At 70.6% G+C, this 18,134-nt stretch carries 16 protein-coding genes and 1 tRNA gene; 6 read left to right on the top strand and 11 right to left on the bottom strand.

The features are described 5' to 3' along the window. Nucleotides 1–34: 34 nt before the first annotated feature. From BJY16_RS08170 to BJY16_RS08160, 3 genes are read right to left on the bottom strand one after another with little or no spacing between them, the layout of a single operon-like run. Entirely contained in the window at nucleotides 35–1,405 is a 1,371-nt protein-coding gene (locus BJY16_RS08170; RefSeq protein WP_185038480.1) for a PP2C family protein-serine/threonine phosphatase, read from the bottom strand. After that, on the bottom strand, nucleotides 1,402–1,884 hold the full coding sequence (locus BJY16_RS08165) for an FHA domain-containing protein FhaB/FipA (RefSeq protein ID WP_185038479.1): 483 nt from the start codon (nucleotides 1,882–1,884) through the stop codon (nucleotides 1,402–1,404). The genes BJY16_RS08170 and BJY16_RS08165 overlap by 4 nt, the downstream gene beginning before the upstream one ends. A gap of 5 nt (nucleotides 1,885–1,889) precedes the next feature. Continuing rightward, complete coding sequence (locus BJY16_RS08160; RefSeq protein ID WP_185038478.1) at nucleotides 1,890–2,687, bottom strand: FHA domain-containing protein; 798 nt, start codon at nucleotides 2,685–2,687, stop codon at nucleotides 1,890–1,892. Between the two features lie 269 nt (nucleotides 2,688–2,956). Here BJY16_RS08160 and BJY16_RS08155 point away from each other — a divergent pair. From BJY16_RS08155 to BJY16_RS08145, 3 genes are all read left to right on the top strand, one after another. Continuing rightward, nucleotides 2,957–3,039 (top strand) — tRNA-Leu (locus BJY16_RS08155). Between the two features lie 363 nt (nucleotides 3,040–3,402). Next, the gene (locus BJY16_RS08150) at nucleotides 3,403–4,218 is read left to right on the top strand and encodes a WecB/TagA/CpsF family glycosyltransferase (RefSeq protein ID WP_185046330.1); all 816 of its coding nucleotides are present in this window, start codon (nucleotides 3,403–3,405) and stop codon (nucleotides 4,216–4,218) included. Nucleotides 4,219–4,726: 508 nt separating this feature from the next. Continuing rightward, complete coding sequence (locus tag BJY16_RS08145) at nucleotides 4,727–5,350, top strand: phosphatidylglycerol lysyltransferase domain-containing protein (RefSeq protein ID WP_239177479.1); 624 nt, start codon at nucleotides 4,727–4,729, stop codon at nucleotides 5,348–5,350. Between the two features lie 1,289 nt (nucleotides 5,351–6,639). Here BJY16_RS08145 and BJY16_RS08140 read toward each other — a convergent pair. Both BJY16_RS08140 and BJY16_RS08135 read right to left on the bottom strand, forming a co-directional pair. Then, nucleotides 6,640–7,089 carry a hypothetical protein gene (locus BJY16_RS08140; RefSeq protein ID WP_185038476.1) on the bottom strand — a complete coding sequence of 150 codons (450 nt, stop codon included), beginning with the start codon at nucleotides 7,087–7,089 and terminating at the stop codon, nucleotides 6,640–6,642. A gap of 182 nt (nucleotides 7,090–7,271) precedes the next feature. Then, complete coding sequence (locus BJY16_RS08135; RefSeq protein WP_185038475.1) at nucleotides 7,272–7,496, bottom strand: DUF397 domain-containing protein; 225 nt, start codon at nucleotides 7,494–7,496, stop codon at nucleotides 7,272–7,274. A gap of 671 nt (nucleotides 7,497–8,167) precedes the next feature. Between BJY16_RS08135 and BJY16_RS08130 the strand changes: the two genes are divergently transcribed. Continuing rightward, nucleotides 8,168–8,470 (top strand): hypothetical protein, encoded by a 303-nt coding sequence (locus BJY16_RS08130; RefSeq protein WP_185038474.1) that lies wholly within the window; start codon nucleotides 8,168–8,170, stop codon nucleotides 8,468–8,470. 19 nt (nucleotides 8,471–8,489) lie between these two features. Here the strand turns inward: BJY16_RS08130 and BJY16_RS08125 are convergent, their stop codons facing one another. After that, the gene (locus tag BJY16_RS08125) at nucleotides 8,490–9,287 is read right to left on the bottom strand and encodes a Stk1 family PASTA domain-containing Ser/Thr kinase (RefSeq protein ID WP_185038473.1); all 798 of its coding nucleotides are present in this window, start codon (nucleotides 9,285–9,287) and stop codon (nucleotides 8,490–8,492) included. Nucleotides 9,288–9,439: 152 nt separating this feature from the next. On the opposite strand from BJY16_RS08125, the gene BJY16_RS08120 reads away from it, so the two are divergent. After that, nucleotides 9,440–10,879, top strand: a complete 1,440-nt coding sequence (locus tag BJY16_RS08120) for a Hansenula MRAKII killer toxin-resistant protein 1 (protein WP_185038472.1) — start codon at nucleotides 9,440–9,442, stop codon at nucleotides 10,877–10,879. A 7-nt stretch (nucleotides 10,880–10,886) separates the two neighbouring features. On the opposite strand, the gene BJY16_RS08115 is transcribed toward BJY16_RS08120, so the two are convergent. Beyond that, nucleotides 10,887–12,359, bottom strand: a complete 1,473-nt coding sequence (locus tag BJY16_RS08115) for a glutamate-cysteine ligase family protein (RefSeq protein WP_185038471.1) — start codon at nucleotides 12,357–12,359, stop codon at nucleotides 10,887–10,889. Between the two features lie 163 nt (nucleotides 12,360–12,522). Then, nucleotides 12,523–13,095 (bottom strand): YceI family protein, encoded by a 573-nt coding sequence (locus BJY16_RS08110; protein ID WP_185038470.1) that lies wholly within the window; start codon nucleotides 13,093–13,095, stop codon nucleotides 12,523–12,525. Between the two features lie 108 nt (nucleotides 13,096–13,203). Here BJY16_RS08110 and BJY16_RS08105 point away from each other — a divergent pair, with 108 nt between their 5' ends. Further along, entirely contained in the window at nucleotides 13,204–13,689 is a 486-nt protein-coding gene (locus BJY16_RS08105; RefSeq protein WP_185038469.1) for a MarR family winged helix-turn-helix transcriptional regulator, read from the top strand. Between the two features lie 230 nt (nucleotides 13,690–13,919). Here the strand turns inward: BJY16_RS08105 and BJY16_RS08100 are convergent, their stop codons facing one another. The 3 genes from BJY16_RS08100 to BJY16_RS08090 form a co-directional block, all read right to left on the bottom strand. Beyond that, complete coding sequence (locus BJY16_RS08100; RefSeq protein ID WP_221501920.1) at nucleotides 13,920–15,248, bottom strand: ATP-binding protein; 1,329 nt, start codon at nucleotides 15,246–15,248, stop codon at nucleotides 13,920–13,922. An 84-nt stretch (nucleotides 15,249–15,332) separates the two neighbouring features. Further along, complete coding sequence (locus BJY16_RS08095) at nucleotides 15,333–16,487, bottom strand: acyl-CoA dehydrogenase family protein (protein WP_185046328.1); 1,155 nt, start codon at nucleotides 16,485–16,487, stop codon at nucleotides 15,333–15,335. A gap of 19 nt (nucleotides 16,488–16,506) precedes the next feature. Further along, on the bottom strand, nucleotides 16,507–18,030 hold the full coding sequence (locus BJY16_RS08090) for an acyl-CoA carboxylase subunit beta (protein ID WP_185038468.1): 1,524 nt from the start codon (nucleotides 18,028–18,030) through the stop codon (nucleotides 16,507–16,509). Nucleotides 18,031–18,134: the final 104 nt, after the last annotated feature.

The raw sequence follows: 18,134 nt of genomic DNA, 5'->3' as shown, positions 1-18,134 counted from the left end.
GGTCAAGAAAATCCCCAGACGTTGTAGGCCGTGCTCAGTCGGCGGTCCGGCAGCCGTTGTCGGCCGCCGTGGACGCGCTCTCGGACGGTTGAACGCTCGGCGCGATGGCCGGAGCCGACGTCGCGCCGGTCGCCGCCGGGCGCACCGAGGTCGATGCGGCCGGGCTCGCGCCGGGCGCGGCGCAGACCGGCTTCAGGTTCGAGTTGGACGGCACGTCGCTGGTCAGGTCGGTGAGGATGTCCCGCGCGTCGACCTGGTCGTCGGCGTGGATGCCCTCCTTGACCCGCTCCTGGGCGACCGTGGTCAGGTCGTCGAGGCCGACCGTGCTGGTCTCGCTCACGGTGGACAGGTCGAGCCCGGCGAGCTGCCCGGGCACGCCGCGGAAGATGGCCAGCTGGCCGGCCTCGGTCGCGCCGACGTAGTACTGGTCCTGGGTGTACTGCCAGCCGGCCCAGAGGCCGCCGCCCAGCACCCCGAGCAGCACCAGGACCAGCAGCGCGGTCCGCACCGGGTGGCCGGCCGGCTCCGGCTCGCGGTCGTAACCGTCGGTCTCCGGCTGGGCCGGTCGCGGCGGCGGCTGCTTGAGCGCGGCCGCCCGGGAGGCCGGCGTCGAGCTGTCCGCCACGGTGGTGTTGCCCCGGTCGAGGGAGGCCGCACCGCCGACGATCGGCGCCTGCTCGACGATGTCCGCGTCGGTCGCGTCGGCGATCACCACGGTGATGTTGTCCGGCCCGCCGCCGCGCAGGGCGAGCTGCACCAGCCGCTCGACGCACGCCTTCGGGTCGGCGATCTCCCGCATGGTCTGGCCGATCGTCTCGCCGCTGACCACGCCGGACAGACCGTCGCTGCAGATCAGGTACCGATCGCCCTTGAGCACCTGGCGAACCGAGTACTCCGGGTCGATGTCCCGGCCGTCCAGCGCGCGGGTGAGCAGCGACCGCTGCGGATGGCTGCTCGCCTCCTCCGGACTGACCCGGCCCTCGTCGACCAGCATCTGAACGTACGTGTCGTCCTTGGTGATCTGTGAGAACTCGCCCTTGCGGAGCAGGTACGCCCGCGAGTCGCCGATGTGCACCATGCCGAACTTGCTGCCGGTGAAGAGCACCGCGGTCAGCGTGGTGCCCATCCCCTCCAGCTGCGGGTTGGCGTCGACGGTGTCCCGCAGCTGCTGGTTCGCGGTGCCGACGGCGTGCCGCAGGGCGTCGACCAGCGCGTCCCCGGGGACGTCGTCGTCGAGCGGCGCCATCGCGGCGATGACGATGTTGGAGGCGACGTCTCCGGCGGCCATGCCGCCCATGCCGTCCGCGACAGCAAGCAGCCGCGGCCCGGCGTAGACGGAGTCCTGGTTCAGGTCTCGGATCAGACCGCGGTCGCTCTGAGCGGCATAGCGCAGGGTCAGGGTCATGGCCGTAACTCGAGAGAAGTGCGTCCGATCCGGATCGGGACGCCAAGGGGGACTGGGGTGGGTCCGGAGACCTTACCGCGATCGAGGTAGGTGCCGTTGGTCGAGCCGAGGTCCTCGACGAACCACTGACCGTCCCGAGGCACCAGCCGGGCATGCCGGGCCGACGCGAAATCGTCGGTGATGACCAGGGTCGAATCCTCGGCGCGACCGATAGTGATCGGGGCCTCGCCGAGGGTGATCCGGGTGCCGGCCAGCTGGCCGGCGGTCACCACCAGTTGCCGTGCCGCCTTACCGCGCTTGGCCTTCGCCGGCCGGCCCTGGAGGATCGCGCCGCCCACCCCCCGAGGGCTGGCGACGATGCTCTTCGACCGGGCACCCGCGAAGAGGTCCCGCCGGATCACCCCGACCACTGTGAACACGAAGATCCACAGCAGGATCAGGAAGCCGAACCGGGCGACGGTGAGGACGAATTCGGGCAACGCCGCTAGCCGTCCACTCGGAAGGTCAGCGTGGTCGTCCCGAGCTGGATCATGTCGCCCGGGTTCAGCGCCACGGCGGAGACCCGCTGGCCGTTGACCATCGTCCCGTTCGTCGACCCGAGATCGGTCAGCACGACCTGGTTGCCGTCGTAGTCCAGCCGGGCGTGCCGGCGGGAGATGCCGACGTCCGGCAGCCGCAGGTTCGCCTGGTCGCCACGACCGATCACGGTCGAGCCCATCTGCAGCGGGTAGGTCCGGCCGTCACCGGAGACCAGCCCGACGCTACGCGGGCCGCCGTGACCACCGTGCGGCGGTGGGTAACCACCGTGACCGCCGTGCTGGTCATAAGGCGAGTACTGCGGGCCGGCGTCGTAGGCCGGCTGCTGCACCGGGGCGACCTCGCCGCCGGTGTAGACCTCCGCGGTCACCCGGAACATCCCGGTGTCCAGGCCGTCGCCCCGCTCGATCTCGACGATCACGTCGCCGTAGACCGTCCAGGCCTGCTCGCCGATGAACTCGGCCTGCGACTGGGCGAGCTCCTGCGCCAGCGCGGCCGCGTAGGGCGCCAGACGACCGTGGTCGTAGGGCGACAGGTCGATCACATAGCGGTTCGGCACGAGGGTGCGGCCACCGGCAAGGATCGCCTTGTGTGCCTCGGCCTCCCGCTGCATGGCATTCAGGATCTCCACAGGGTGCACGACACCCTTGAACACCTTCGCGAAGGCCCCCTCGACCAGGCCTTCCAATCGCTTCTCAAAGCGCTGCAGCACGCTCACCGGCTCCTCCTCGGGTTCCGAGGACATGATGGTATCCGGCCGCCGCTTGTGCATCTGTAGCCCAAGAGCAGCCGGCACTTCTGACCCTCGTATGACGCCCCACGGCGCCGTGCTAGTGTTTCCTCCGTCGCGGGGCGATATCAACTCGCTTGGTACTTACCTTGCTTGTTACTCAACTCGCTTCGTGACGTGCGACAGCGTAGTCTGTCGCAGGCAGTAACCAGAAACAGGCCCGCAAGGGCCGGTTTCAAAGGTCACCGAGACCAGTTATATGATCTTAGGCGACCAAGTCACATGGGGATGTGGCGGAATGGCAGACGCGCACGGTTCAGGTCCGTGTGTCCGAAAGGACGTGGGGGTTCAACTCCCCCCATCCCCACGAGAGGCCGGGGGCCCTCTGTCCGCGAACAGCGCGGACGGGGGGCCTCTCGTCATTTCTACTCCGGGGGCCGAGCCTCCGGAAACCCCGCGTTACGGTGGGCGCGGCGGGTGGCGAGGGTCACGGTCCGCTTCGGTCGCGGCTTGCCCGGCGAGCATCGAAATGCTCTCTCACAACCCGACCTTCGACCCCCATCAAGATCAAGAGCTGATGGGGGTACGGCGGGCGCGCTGGTGTGGCTCTCTTTCGTGAGGTCGTCCTTTGGTGGGGCGTCAACGATTGGGTGAAGTTGTCGGCGGCGGTAAGGTAGCCCGCCTGTTGGGTGGAAGTTCCGTCTGAGCGTGGGGTGTGGTCGTGTCCGCTGTGCCTGCTGGGGTTGACCAGGGGAAGCGCAACGTCCTTGGGGTGCTGGTGGATGCGACGGACTACGCGTCGGCCACTGAGCGGATCATCGCGGCGGCTCGCGAGGGACGGCCGTTCGCGGTCACCGCGCTGGCCGTGCACGGGGTGATGACCGGGGTGCAGGATCCGGCGCACGAGGCCCGGCTGAATTCCTTCGACCTGGTCACGCCGGACGGGCAGCCGGTCCGCTGGGCACTGAACCTGCTGCACGGCGCCGGGCTGACCGACCGGGTCTACGGGCCCACCCTGACCCTGAAGGTGGTCGAGCAGGCCGCCGCCGAGGGTCTGCCGGTCTACCTCTACGGGTCCACCCAGCCGACCCTGGACCGGCTGGTGCCGGCCCTGCTCGGGATGTTCCCGGCGCTGAAGATCGCCGGGGTGGAGGCGTCCAAGTTCCGCGGCGCCCAGCCCGGCGAGGAGGCCGAGATCGCCGAGCGGATCAAGGCGTCCGGCGCCCGGATCGTGCTGGTCGGCCTGGGCTGCCCGCGGCAGGAGGTGTTTACCTACGCGATGCGGCCGCTGCTGGACATGCCGCTGCTCGCCGTCGGCGCCGCCTTCGACTACCACGCCGGCCTGCTGAAGAACCCGCCCGCCTGGATGCAGAAGTACGCGCTGGAGTGGCTGTGGCGGCTCGGCCTGGAGCCGAAGCGGCTGTGGAAGCGGTACGTGCTGCTGAACCCGGCCTACCTGTCCCGGCTCGCCGCGCAGAAGACCGGCCTGTGGAAAGCCACCCCGGCAACGCCGACCGCCGAGCCGGTGCACGGCTTCGCCGTCTGAGCGGGTTATCCACACCAGCACGCCGTCCACAGCCCATCCCCACTGAGCCGCCCTTCCCGCGTCACACTGTCTTCGGGCGGCTCCCCCTGGGTGGGCGGGGACTGGGAAGTGGCGGGATCGGTCCAAGGTCGCGCGGGATCGGTCGGGCAAGTTGCGACATGCGCGGCGCGCGACGACACGCGGGACGATCACGATCGTCTGGCGCGAGGCGCGCGGACGACACGCAGGACGATCACGATCGTCTGGCGGGAGGCGTTGCGCGACACGCAGGACGATCACGATGGTCTGGCGCGAGGCGCTGGACGACACGCGGGACGATAACGATCGTCTGGCAACCGACAGTGGGGTGCTGATCACACCGCTGGTTGGCGACTCGTCCATATAGGTCGGATCAACAGGCACGCTACGTGGGCGGACGCTCACGTGGAGTGGGACGGTAACCCCTACGGGTAAGTGCTGGGGGCATATCCCGGTTTCGCGGCGGGCGCGCGAGGTGAACGCTGTCGATGTGGACACCGCTGTGGACGTGACACTGATCGGCACTCTTGCCGCCGTCTGGCTCGCCGCCGGACTTCTGGCCGACGGGCTCTCGACGGCCGGCACCGCCCTGCACATGCGCCGCCGGGCCCGGCTGCTCACCGGTCTGATCGCCGCCGGTGCGGCGATCTTCGTCGCGGTGCCGATGGTCACCGCGCTGACGCCGGGCGTCTCCTCGGCGCCCACCGCCGCCCTGCTGCCGGCCGTGCCGGCGCTGATCGTGCTGACCGCCGGACTGCGCCGGCTGAGCTGGGTGCGCCGCGGCGCGGGCGCCTTCGCGACCGCCCCGCTGGCCCCGGTGCCGCCGGCCCTGCGAGCCGCGGCGGCACACCCGCTGATCGCCGCCCCGCTGCAGGTCGCCGGTCTGGCCGCGGTGGTCGGGCTGCCACTGGCCGCCGGCCTGGTCCAGCTGCCGGGCGACGGCGTGCCGGCCACCACCGGTTTCACCGGATTCGCCGGCATCGCGATCACCCTGGTCGCCCTCGCCGTGGTAGCCATCGGCGTCCGAGCCATCCTGCGCCACAGCCGCCTGGCCCCGCTGGTCCTGGCCCCGATCGACCGAGCCCGCGAGCGAGTCCGAGCCACCGCCCGCTGAACCCGGTCACCCACCGACCCGCTCACGGTCACGCCCACAGCACGACCGGCCAACGGCGCCACCACACCTACCGGGATCCGCAAACGCGCGCAGCTCACCGGCCGCCTGCACCACCGGACCCCACCGCCCCACCGGAACCGGCATACGCGCGCGCAGCCACCACCAGCCGACAGCACCACCGGACCCCGCCGCCCCACCGGAACCGGCAAACGCGCGCGCAGCCACCACCGGCCGACAGCACCACCGGACCCCGCCGCCCTACCCGAACCCGCAAACCCGCGCAGCCGCCACCGGCCCACCGCACCAACGCACTCCCGGGCCGCCTCTACCGGGCCACGCGAACGCGCCCACAGGGCCACCGCATCCCCGCCGCACCAACCGGGATCCGCGAACGCGCACACAGCACCACCAGTCGACACGCCACCTCAGGCCGCCGCACCGACCGACAGCACCACTCACCTGCGCCAGCAGATCCGCAGATGCGGCGTCAGAGCGGTCGGCGGATCGAGAAGCAGATCCGGCGGTACGGCAGTCGGAATACAAGAGCGAAGCCCGGTGGCACAGCGACAGTTCTGCCGGGCAATCAGCGTCAGCACAGTGCGTCGACCTACTAGCCAGTCAACACCGGGACCATCAGAAGGGTAGGAGGGAGTGGCGCGCCTCGCTATCCGCCGGTGCATGGGGTTGGGAACGGCGGCCACGCGCGGGGCTGATGTCGGCGGCCCCGCGCGGACAGGAATCGGCGACCGCGCGGGGTTGATATCGGCGGCAACGCGCGGGCCGGAGTCGCCAGCCACCCGTGAGCCGATGTCGATGGCTACCCGTGAGCCGATGTCGATGGCTACCCGTGAACCGATGTCGTGGTCACCCGTGGGGCGGAGGTGAGTGGCCACCCACGGCGCTGAAATGGGTGACCACGCGCGGAACTGAAGTCGACGGTCACGCGCGGGGCTGAAATGGGTGGCCACGCGCCGAACTTAAGTCGACGGCCACGCGCGGGACTGAAGCGGGCGGCCACGCGCCGAACTGAAGCTGACGGCCACGTGCGGGACTGAAGGGAGCTGCCACGCGCGGGCTGAAGGCGGCGGCCACGCGCGGGGTGGGGGTTGGCGCGTCGTGGCCAACCGCGGACGTCGCCCTGGAGGGGCGGGCGTTCTGGACGCGTAGCGGCCAGCCCGGCCCGGAAGGGTCCCTGGCGGGAGCGACGATCAGTGATCAGCGCGGATCCGAGTCAGCAAGCTCTTGATCTTGGTCTTGGTGAGGCTCGTGACGGCGCCGCAGCCGATCGGTCAGTGCTGCTTCTTCGCCTCTTGGACGTAGAGCAGCTCCAGAATGGAGCGCGCCGCCTCGAACCAGCGGTCCAGCCAGTCCGACTGGGGCAGCGTGCCGCGCGCCGGCAGCTCCAGGAGCAGGCCGCGCAGCAGCGGGTGATCGGCCATCGAGCTGTTCGGGGAGCTGTCGCTCCAGCTCGACGCGCTGAAGACCGGCTCGGTCAGGCCCTGCAGGTCGAGCGAGGGGAGCTTGGCGGCGCGGTCGAGTGCGCTGGTCGGCTCGATGCTGTGCGACCGCCCGGGTGAGCGGGTCGGCAGACCCGAGGAGCCGCGCGACAGGAGCTCGCCGTCGCTGTGGTCGCCGTTCAACGCCTCGCGCCGGCCCTGCCGGTAGGCGCTGACCCCACCGCTGAACCGGTCCTGCGCCGTCGACGAGCCGTTGCTGAGGTTCTCCGAACCAATCGTCATCTCACTGCCTTGCCTCGTGGAAAGTCTGTCCCGGCCGGTCAGCGCGGTCCGGTCCGCGCTTGGAACATTCAACGAGGCGCGCCGCCCGAGGCGACGGAAAAATCGGGCAAATAGCCACACCTCACGCGTCGGCGCTGGTCACCGCGCCGACGCGAAAGGCTTCGAGAGATCGAATGGCGCGTTCAGAGGTCGAACTCGCCGTCCTTGGCGCCGCCGACGAAGGCATCCCATTCGGCCTGCGTGAAGATCAGCGCGGGGCCGGCCGGGTTCTTGGAGTCGCGTACCGCGATGGCGTCGTCGACGAACGCCACCTCGACACAGTTGTCGCTGTCCGCACCACTGCGGGTGCTCTTGAACCACTGCGCCCGGCTCAAGTCGACTCGGAGACCTTTGACCTCGATTTCCACGATGGCTCCTCTTGTCGGGGGTGTATACCGATCTCGGTGGGATGCGGAGTTTTCCGATCCCCCTCCATCGAGTCCCACCAAAAGATCGATGGGATCGTTCTGAATGCAGTAACGACCGTGGGTACGCCGGGACGCGCACGGCGGTTGAGGTTCTCCGATCGGGGTAATCCCATTGGACAAGATGGATCCTGGCAGCTCAGCCGCGTTTGGACAGTGCTTGTCAGCGTTTGCTGTTTATTGTCCGAATTGTTCCGAGCAATGTAGATCATGCATCACGATCTGTACACATCGGCGCGACCAGCGCGCCCTTCTAGATCACCGAGCGAGATCTCATGATCACGGACGATCACCGAAGAGGGACATGCAACTTGCATCGACGACACTGGTGGTGCAATCTTTCCGTATGGCTTGCATCACGTAACGTTCTTGAGTGAGCGGCCAAGTCCGACGAAACACACCGAAACGACGTCCAACATGGGGCGCCGAGCCACCGGAAGTCTCTCGTGGACTTCTCTCCCGAGACGGGGTTGGCGGGATCGGCGATGGTGACGTTCCGCAATCTCCTTCGATGGTTGGCATTGTCGAAGGCTTGCAAAGGTGCATGAGCCGGGCAGACTGGTGCATCTGTGTCACAAGTCCATCCAGCAACGAATCTCAGGGCAGGAGATGACGTGCTACTTCCTCGGTCCGGTGATGTCATCCACGTGACGAAGGCGGCGAGCGTCCAATTCGCATCACCGATGCTGTTCCGGGTCATCCGGGTGCACGACTGGCCCACGTACGAGGGCTGGGCCTGGCTCGACGGTTACGAGCTCAACTCGGCCGGCGACGCCGTGGAACGCCGCTCCATCTTTGTGCAGGTCAGTGGCTTGCGGCCGGTCGGCAAGGCCCCGGACCCGCGGGCTCGCAACGCCCGCCAGCCCGCCGCGCGCCCGAGCACGGCACCCGCCCGATCGGCTCGGGCGCACCGCTGAGCCAGACCCGACGACGGGCTCAGTCCCCGCCGGGCTCGGCGGTGCCGGTTCCGGCCGGTGCCGTCGTCGCCGTGGTCGTGCCGTTCGGCCGCGCGGCCGCGACGACGAGGGTGATCCGGGTGTCCGGCGGGACCACCCGGCCCTCCGGCGGGTCACTGTCGATCACCGTGCCCGGCTCCGCGTCGCTGGGCAGCAGTTTCACCCGATAACTCAGACCGGACCTGGCCAGCGCGGCTTTCGCGTCGTCGACCGGCATGCCGCGCAGCGCCGGCACGGTCGCCTCGGTGGTCACCGGCTCGGTGGTCGGCACCGTGCTGAAGGTGGGGGTCGTGGGCGGCTGGGTGGTCGGCTCGGTGGTCACCGCGGTGGTGGTCACCGTGCCGGTCCGGGCCGGGGTGGGCTGCGGCGTGTCGACGTCGGCCGCCGAGTTCTGCACGATCAGGTAGATGCCGTAGCCGAGCACGCCGAGCAGGGTCAGCCCCACGATGCCCACCACGATCGGCATCCACCAGCGGCCGGTCGGCGGGGTCTCCTCCGGCGCCACGACACTCCAGTCCCCGTCGGCGAGGTCGCGCTCGTCGGGCCGGGGCGGGCGGACCGCAGCCCGTCCGGTCCAGGCGTCACCGTCCGCGCCGCGCGGGTCCGGATCCCACTCGCCCACCGGCGTCATCGGCCGGGTCGACGCCGTCCCGGCGTCCCCCGATCGGGTGGCGCCGGGCAGTGGAGCCGGTTGCACCCGGGTGGCGTCGGCGTCGGTCTCGTCCGCGGCTGGCATCGGCCGGGTCTCGTCCGGGCCCGGCTGGCCCTCGTCCGGCATCGCCGCTCCTTCCGCTCCGTACACCTATGCTCGTCGCAGCGTCAAGGTATCGAATCTTGGAGTACCCCGGGGAGACGCAACCGCAACGCCATCCCCGCTCTGACCAGGATGGGCCGTTCGCGGGCATCGGCGGTGGCCAGTACAGTGCGCGCATGGCCGACAAGGGCTGGACAGCACAGACGGCCGCCGCGGCCGGGACAGCCGCCGGCGCCGGCGCCGCGCAACTGGGTCTGGGCTACGGCCTGGGCGTCATCGAATGGCCGGTCAGCACCACGGCCGCCGACAGCATCTGGCTGAACAGCCTCGGCTGGGCCACCTGGATCACCGCGAGCGCCACCGTCCTGGGCGCCGTGGTGGCGGGCCGGCTCGGGCCCGATCGCGCGGGTCAGGGCCGGTGGCGCGTCCTGTGGCGGCTGGCGCTCGCCGCCGCGGCCGGCCTCGGCGCCCTGGTCTCGGTCGCCCTGGTCGCCCTGCCGGCCCGGTCCGCCGCTCCGGCCCCCTGCCTCTTCTCCCACTCGCCCCAGCTGGTGGCCGTCGGCTACGCCCTGATCGGCCTGGTCATCGGCATGATCGTGGCGTTCTGGGCGGTCTCCTCGGCGCCGGTAGCGGCCAACCTGCTGGGCACCGCGGCCTGGCTCTGGGCACTGGCCATCGCCGGCGTGATCGCCGAGCTGAGCACCGGTCGCGACCTGGACACCTACCTGACCAGCTGGCAGTTCACCGAGACCGGCGTGGTCGCCCGGTACGGCGGGATCTACTGGCCGAGCGCCCTGCTCACGCTGACCGCCGCCTTCCTGATCGGCCTGATCGCGGCCTGGCCGGCCACCCGCCGCGGCGACCGGGGCCTGGGCACCGCCACCTCGGGCGCGGTCGGCCCGTTGCTGGTCGCGCTGGCCTTCCTCGCGCTGTCCCCGCTGCTGTCCAAGTCGGCCGGGCCGCTCCAATCGGCCTATCTGATCGCGCCCTACGCGGTGCTGGCCGGGCTGGGCGGGTCCGCGCTGATCGTCGCGCTGGGCCGGGCCCGGCAGCAGCGGATCGGCGCCACGCCGCCGGGGAACCCGCCGGAGCTGGGCCCCGCACCGGCCGCGACGCCGGAGGAGTCGCCCACCGCGGTCGGCATGGCCCCACCGACCAGCCGGGTCGTCCCCAAGCCGGCCCCGGCTCCGGCCGCTCCGGCTCCGGCCATCCCGGCTCCGGCCGCGCCGAGCCCGCAGCCGGAGGATTCCACCGAGCCGGCCGGACGCCGCTGGGCTCTCTTCGGGAAACGCCGCGCCGAAGAGGTCTTCGCAGCGGAGCAAGCCGCCGGGAAGATCAGCGAGAAAGCCGCCGGAAAGACCGGTGAGAAGCCCGCTGAGAAGCCCGGCGAGAAGGTCGCCGCGGAGCCGGCGCCCCGCCCCCGCAAACCGCGCGCCAGGGTCGGTGACGACGAGCCGGCCGCCGACCAGGCTTTCGACCCGGAGATCGCCGCGGCCGCCCGCCCCACCAAGTCCCCGGCCAAGCGCGCCGCCGCCCGCAAGGAGGCGACGCCCCGCTCCACCATCACCCCGCCGCCGGACAACCCGCCGGTGGCCCGGATCAACCCCGAGGACTGAACCCGCCTCACCGCGGCCAGGTGTGCACCGGCTCGTTCAGCACGTGCAGGTCGAGGTAGCGGCGGGTCATCTCGCGCACCGCGGCGGGCCGGGAGAGTCCCCGCTGTTCCGCCGCGCCGACCGCCGCCGTCTGCCAGGAAGCGCCGTTGCGCCCGGTCCGGCACCGGTCCTCGATGATCCCGAGCAGCCGGTCCCGGTCGCCCGGATCCACCCCGAACCGGTCCAGCCCCTCGTAGGCCATCGGCAGCAGGGTGTCCAGCACCAGCTCGGTGACCGGGACCTCGCCGAGGCCGGGCCAGCGGACCACGGCGTCCAGTCCGTCGCGGGCGCCGGCCCGGAAGTTGGCCGCGGCGGTGGCGAAGTCGAGCCGGGACCACACCGGCCGCTCGGCCTCGGCGAGCCGGCGCACCACGCCGAAGTAGAACGCCGCGTTGGCCAGCAGGTCGACCACGGTCGGCCCGGACGGCAGCACCCGGTTCTCGATCCGCAGGTGCGGGCGCCCGTCCATCACGTCGTAGACCGGCCGGTTCCACCGGTAGACCGTCCCGTTGTGCAGGCACAGCTCGCACAGCCGGGGCACCTCGCCGGCGGCCCGGACGGCGTCCGGGTCCTCGTCGCTGAGCAGCGGCAGCAGCGGCGGGAAAAACCGGACGTTCTCCTCGTAGAGATCGAACACCGAGGTGATCCAGCGTTCCCCGAACCAGACCCGGGGGCGGACGCCCTGCGCCTTCAACTCGTCCGGCCGGGTGTCGGTGGCCTGCTCGAAGAGGGCGATCCGGGTCTCCGCCCAGAGCCGGCGGCCGTGCAGGAACGGGGCGTTGGCGCCGACCGCGACCTGGGCCGCGGCCACCGCCTGAGACGCGTTCCAGTAGCGGGCGAACCACTCCGGGGCCACCTGCAGGTGGAACTGCGCGCTGGTGCAGGCCGCTTCCGGCACGATCGTTCCGCTGACGCTGCGCAGCCGCTCGACGCCGCGGATGTCGACCGGGAACTGCTCGCCGCGGGCGGCCACGATCTCGTCGTTCAGGGCCCGGAAGCGTTCGTTGTCGGAGAGGTTCGCCAGCGTGAGGTGCTCCGGGGTGAGCGTCGGGAGGATGCCGATCAGGGCGAGCCGGCTGTCCGATTTGCCGGCGCGCTCCCCGGCCGTACGCAAAGCCTCGGAAATGTCTTTTTCGAACGCGCCGAAACCTTCCGCGGCGATCTGCCGCGGGGGGACGTTGAACTCGATGTTGAAGCGTCCGAGTTCCGGCTGAAAGCGGGGATCGCGCAGGTCGGCCAGCACTTCGGCGTTGCGCATCACCGGCCCGGCGTCCGGATCGACCAGGTTGATCTCGATCTCCAAGCCGGTCATGCCGGTCCCGGGATCGAACACGTCGGTGTCCAGCAGGCCGCCGAGCACGTCCAGGCAGCGGCGCACCTTGTGCCGGTAGCGGATCCGATCCTCGGGCGAGAAGATCGCGTGTGCCAGATCTTGGCCCATGTGCCCTCCCGTGCCGGTCGGGGACGAAACGGACGTCGATCACCGCGCTGTGAACGAGTGGATACGTTCGGTCCACCTTCCCATCCCCGAGCGACTACCGCCAGACGAGTCGAGGCGCCGCCCGGTGGACCGGGTGGCGCCTCGACTGTGGACGGTGCGGGGATCAGCCCTGCTGCAGGACGGCCTCGCCCTCGATCTCGATCTTGACCTTCTTGCCGACCAGGACGCCACCGCTCTCCAGACCGACGTTCCAGGTCAGGCCCCAGTCCTCCCGGTCGATCTCGGTGTGCGCGCTGAAGCCGAAGACGTGCTGCCCATAGGGGCTGGTGGCGGCGCCCTCGAACTCGACGATCAGCTCGACCGGCTTGGTCACACCCTTGATGGTGAGCTCGCCGTCGAGGACGAACTCGGCGCCGGAGTGCGACTTCACCCCGGTGCTCCGGTACTCCATCGTCGGGTACTTCTCGGCCTCGAAGAAGTCGCCGGTCCGCAGGTGGTTGTCCCGGTCGACCTGGCCGGTCTCGACGCTGGCGGTCTTGATCGAGGCGACGACCGAGGACTCCAGCGGGTTCTCCGCGACGGTGATGGTGGCGCTCGCCTCGGCGAACTGGCCGCGGACCTTGCTCACCATGAGGTGCTTCGCGACGAAGCCCACCCGCTTGTGTGCCGCGTCCAGCTCGTAGGTGCCGGCGGCCGGGAACTGCAGACCTTCGAACTCACGAGTGCTGACGGTCATGACTGATTCCTTCTCTCCAAGGCGGTGGCTCTGCGGGATGCTTGTCTGACGGAGCAACTATATGCTCAGCAATATTCCCTCTGTCAAGTGCCTGTTATCGTGGAGGGCGTGAACACCGATCTGGACGACCCTCGCCTCACCGCGGTCGGCCTGCTGGCCGAGACGTATACAGGTCTGATGAACCGCCTGGCCGCGCAGTTCGAGGAGCACCGCCTCTCCACCGTCGAGTTCGAGGTGCTGATGCGCCTCGCCCGCTCGCCCGGCCACCGTCTGCGGATGACCGACCTGGCCGGCCAGACCACCCTCTCCACCAGCGGCGTCACCCGGGTCGTCGACCGGATGGAGCGGGACGGCCTGGTCCGCCGGGAGGCCTGCCCGAGCGACCGTCGCAGCTCCTACGCGGTGATCACCGAGGCCGGCCAGGACCGGCTCGGTCAGGTCCTGCCCGGGCACCTGGAGCTGGTCCAGAGGTGGTATGTCGGGTTGCTCCCGCAGGACCGGCTCGACGATCTGCTCGACTCGCTCCGGACCATCCGGGACGCGGTCAACCCGTGCGCCACTGCGGGGAGTGCAGAAACGGTCACCCAGGCCTGACATCCGGCCGGGTGACCGGCAGAACCACCGGCAGAAGGAGCGATTCTTTTCGGTGGTGTGCACGGCCCGGCTACTGTGGCGGCCCAGGGGGATGCGGCGCGATCGAGGCGACATGCGGGGCTTATGGGGGAGCCTCGTTCTCGCCGCGTATGGGCGCGGCGTCAGCAGCGACCGGCGTCGCGTGGGGGGCACGATTCACGCCGGTTAGCGCACGTCGCGCCCTGCCCCGGTTACAAGACCGCCTCGGTGCCCGGCAGCACGTGCCGGGCCGACAGGTGGGCATGCCGTTTCCGGGCATCCTCCAGCTCGCCCTCGGCCTTGGCCCGCTCGACGGCGAAGTCCCGCACCGCGGACGGCAGCCGGAAATGCACCACATGGTCGCCGCTCACACTGAGCAGGCCAAGGGCCACCAGGCGATCGAGCAGATGGACCACGTCCGCGTCGGCGCTCTGCTCCGCGTCCAGCAACACCTCCGCGAGGTCGCGCGACCAGCGGTGCCGGAAGACCGCGAGCAGCCGCAGGGCCCGCTGCTCGGCCGGCGCCAGCACCCGATAGGTCTCGGCCACCACGGCACGCAGCGAGATCACCGCCGGCGGCCGGGCCGGCTCGGCGTGCGCCACCGCCCCGGCATAGCGCTCCAGGATCTCCGGCACGGTCAGCACCCGGCCGCGCGCCGCGGCCAGCTCGATCGCCAGCGGCAGCCCGCCGAGCCGGCGGACCAGCGCCGCGAGCGGCGCGATCTCGTGCGGCGCCAGGCGGGTCCGCCGCACCCGGCTCAGCCGTTCCAGGAAGAGACCGACTGCCGGGTACGCCATCAGCTCCCCGAGCGTGTCCGCCTCCAAGTTCACCGGCGGCGTGGCCAGCGGCACCACCGGCCAGACCCGCTCCTGGGCCAACCCGGCCGGCTGCCGCCCGGTGGCCAGGAACCGCAGCCGCGGCACCTGCTCCAGCAGCCCGGCCAGTGCCTCGCCGACCGCCTGCGGGGCCCGGTCCACCGCGTCCACGAAGATCAGCGCGGGCCGGCCGTCCAGGTGCCCGGGCAGCTCCTGCGGACCGGGCGCGCCGAACCCGGCCGCCACGCTGCTCAGCAACTCCCCGGCGGCGATCTCGTCGGCCACCGCGACGCCGGCCACCCCGCCCGGATAGGCGTCGGTCAGCCGGTGCGCGACCACCACGGCCAGGCTGGTCTTGCCCACCCCGGCGACGCCGACCAGGGTCACCCCGCGCGGCCCGTCGGCGGCGGCCAGGCGGGCGACCAGCTCGGCGATGTCGACGTCCCGGCCGATCAGCTCGTCGAGCGGGGCCGGCGGCAGCACGACGGACGGGCGGCCACGCGCCGCGGCGAGGAACTCCTCCCGATCAGAACCGGTCAGCCGCAGCGCGCCGGCGAGCAGCTCGACGGTCGTCCGCTGCGGCCGGGAGGACCGGCCCCGCTCCAGGTCGCGCACGGTGCGCACACCGATGGCGGCACGGCCGGCCAACTCCTCCTGAGTCAGGCCGGCCCGCCGCCGGTGAGCACGCAGCACAGCGCCGAACCCGGAACGCTGATCGGACGCCATGCTGCGAAAATAAGCACCACGATCGATCCGGGTGAACCCGAAAGCCCGGTTTGTCGGGAAGCGGACTGCGAGGTTTGGAACCGGTCAGAGGCCGAGACCCCGGGCGATCAGCATCCGCTGCACCTCCGAGGTGCCCTCGCCGACCTCGAGGATCTTGGCGTCCCGGTAGAACCGGCCGACCGCCGACTCGTTCATGAAGCCGTAGCCGCCGTGCACCTGGGTGGCGTACCTGCTGTTCTCCATGGCGGCGTTGCTGGCGTTCAGCTTGGCGATCGCGGCGTACCGCTTGAAGTCCTCGCCGGCCAGCATCCGGGCGGCGGCGTCGTAGTAGCCGAGCCGGGCCACGTGGGCGCGCAGGTCCATGTCCGCGATCAGGAACTGGACGGCCTGGTTGTCGCCGATCGGGCGGCCGAAGGCGGTGCGCTGCTTCGCGTACGCCACCGACTCGTCGACGCAGCCCTGAGCGAGGCCGACGGAGAGCGCGGCGATCGCGATCCGGCCCTCGTCGAGGATCCGCAGGAACTGGGCGAAGCCGCGGCCCCGCTCGCCGAGCAGGTTGTCCGCCGGGACCCGGACGTCGTCGAAGGACAACTCGTGGGTGTCCGAGGCGCACCAGCCGACCTTGGAGTAACCGGGTGCCACGGTGAAGCCGGGCGTGCCGGACGGAACGATGATCGTGGAGAGCTCGAGGCTGCCGTCCGGTTTCGTCCCGGTCGCCGCCATCACGGTGACCAGCGTGGTGATGTCGGTGCCGGAGTTGGTGATGAACGCCTTGGACCCGTTGATCACCCACTCGCCGGTCGACTCGTCGAGCACCGCGCGGGTCTTGATGCCGGCCGCGTCCGAGCCGGAGCCCGGCTCGGTGAGACCGAACGCGCCCAGGGCCTCACCGCTGGTCAGCTGGGGCAGCCACTGCTTGCGCTGGGCGTCGGTGCCGAACCGGAAGATCGGCATGGCGCCCAGCGAGACCGCGGCCTCCAGCGTGATGGCCACCGAACTGTCCACTCTGGCCAGCTCTTCGAGGGCGATGCAGAGGGCGAAGTAGTCACCGCCCATACCGCCGTACTGCTCCGGGAAGGGCAGGCCGAAGAGACCCATGGCGCCCATCTGACGGACCAGTTCGTACGGAAAAGTCTTCTTCTCGTAGTGATCGGCGATCACCGGAGCCACCTGCTCCCGGGCGAACCGCCGCACGTTGTCCCGCAACTCTGCCAAGTCGGCGTCGAGCCGGAAATCCACCATTGCCGAACACCTGCCTCTAGACCGGAGTGACGCCGTGACGACGGCGGGAGAACGAACGATCCTTGCCCCGCGCGGCGGCGAGACGCCTGATCAGCTCGCCGCGCAGCTCGGCCGGCTCGACCACGGCGTCCACCACCAGCTCGCTGGCCAGGCGCATGATGTCGATGTCGCGCTCGTACTCGGCGCGGCGCTCGGCGACGAAGGCGGCCCGCTCGTCCGGGTCCTCGATCGCCGCGATCTTGTTGGCGTACACCGCGTTGACCGCGGCCTCGGCGCCCATCACCGCGATCTTCGCGGAGGGCAGCGCGATGGTGGCGTCCGGCTCGAATCCGGGACCGGCCATCGCGTAGAGCCCGGCGCCGTACGCCTTGCGCACCACCACACAGATCTTCGGCACCGTGGCCTCGGAGATCGCGGTGATCATCTTGGCCCCGTGCCGGATGATGCCCTGTTTCTCCACCGCCGAGCCGACCATGAAACCGGGCACGTCGGTGAGGAACAGCAGCGGAATGTTGAAGGCGTCGCAGAGCTGCACGAACCGGCTCGCCTTGTCGGCCGAGTCGACGAAGAGCACGCCGCCCTTGAACATCGAGTTGTTGCCCAGGACGCCGACCACCTCGCCGTCGAGCCGGGCGAAGCCCACCGTCAGCTCGCGCGCCCAGAGCGCCTGGATCTCGAAGAACGACCCCTCGTCGACCAGGCCCTTGATGTATTTCCGCATGTCGAACGCCTGCCGCTCGCTGGCCGGGACCAGCGCGCCGAGGTCGGCGCCGGACGCGTCGGACGCGGCCCGTGCGGGGGGACGCTGCGTCCAGTTCTGCGGCACATAGGACAGATAGGTGCGCACCACGTCGAGCGCGTCCTGCTCGGTCTTGCACAGGAAGTGCCCGACGCCGGACTCGGCGCAGTGCACCCGGGCGCCGCCCATCGCCTCCAGCGTGGTCTTCTCCCCGGTGACCATCTCGACCATCCGGTCGGAGCCGAGGTACATGCTGGCGTTGCCCTCGACCATGGCGACCACGTCGCAGAAGGCCGGGATGTAGGCCCCGCCGGCCGCGGACGGGCCGAACAGCGCGCAGATCTGCGGGATCGAGCCGGACGCCCGGACCTGGGTGTGGAAGATCTTGCCGGCGCCGCGGCGGCCGGGGAAGAGGTCGACCTGGTCGGTGATCCGGGCGCCGGCCGAGTCGACCAGGTAGATCATCGGGACGCCGGTCTGATAGGCCCGCTCGATGATGCGGACGATCTTCTCGACCGTACGGGCGCCCCAGGAGCCGGCCTTGACCGTGGAGTCGTTGGCCATCACGCAGACGTCGCGCCCGTCGATCCGGGCGGCTCCGGTGATCACGCCATCGGCGGGCAGCCCGTCAGCCAGACTGTTGGCATAGAGCCCGTCCTCGACGAACGTGCCCTCGTCGGTCAGCAGCGCGATCCGCTCCCGGGCGAAGAGCTTGCCCTTCGCCGCGTTGGCGGCGTGGTAACGCTCCGCACCACCGGCGAGCACACGCTTGCGGACCTGCGCCAGCGCGTCACCGTCCATCGACTCTCCCCCGCTCGGGTCCCCACTTTAACGATCGTTAGGTTATCCCAGAACGTGGACAGACGGCAACGGGAGCCCCCGTGGGGGCTCCCGTCGTGGTCATA

The sequence above is a fragment of the Actinoplanes octamycinicus genome, from assembly GCF_014205225.1.
Classification (GTDB): Bacteria; Actinomycetota; Actinomycetes; order Mycobacteriales; family Micromonosporaceae; genus Actinoplanes; species Actinoplanes octamycinicus.
Note: the sequence above shows the minus strand (reverse complement) of the source record. Positions and strands in the feature narration are given on the sequence as shown.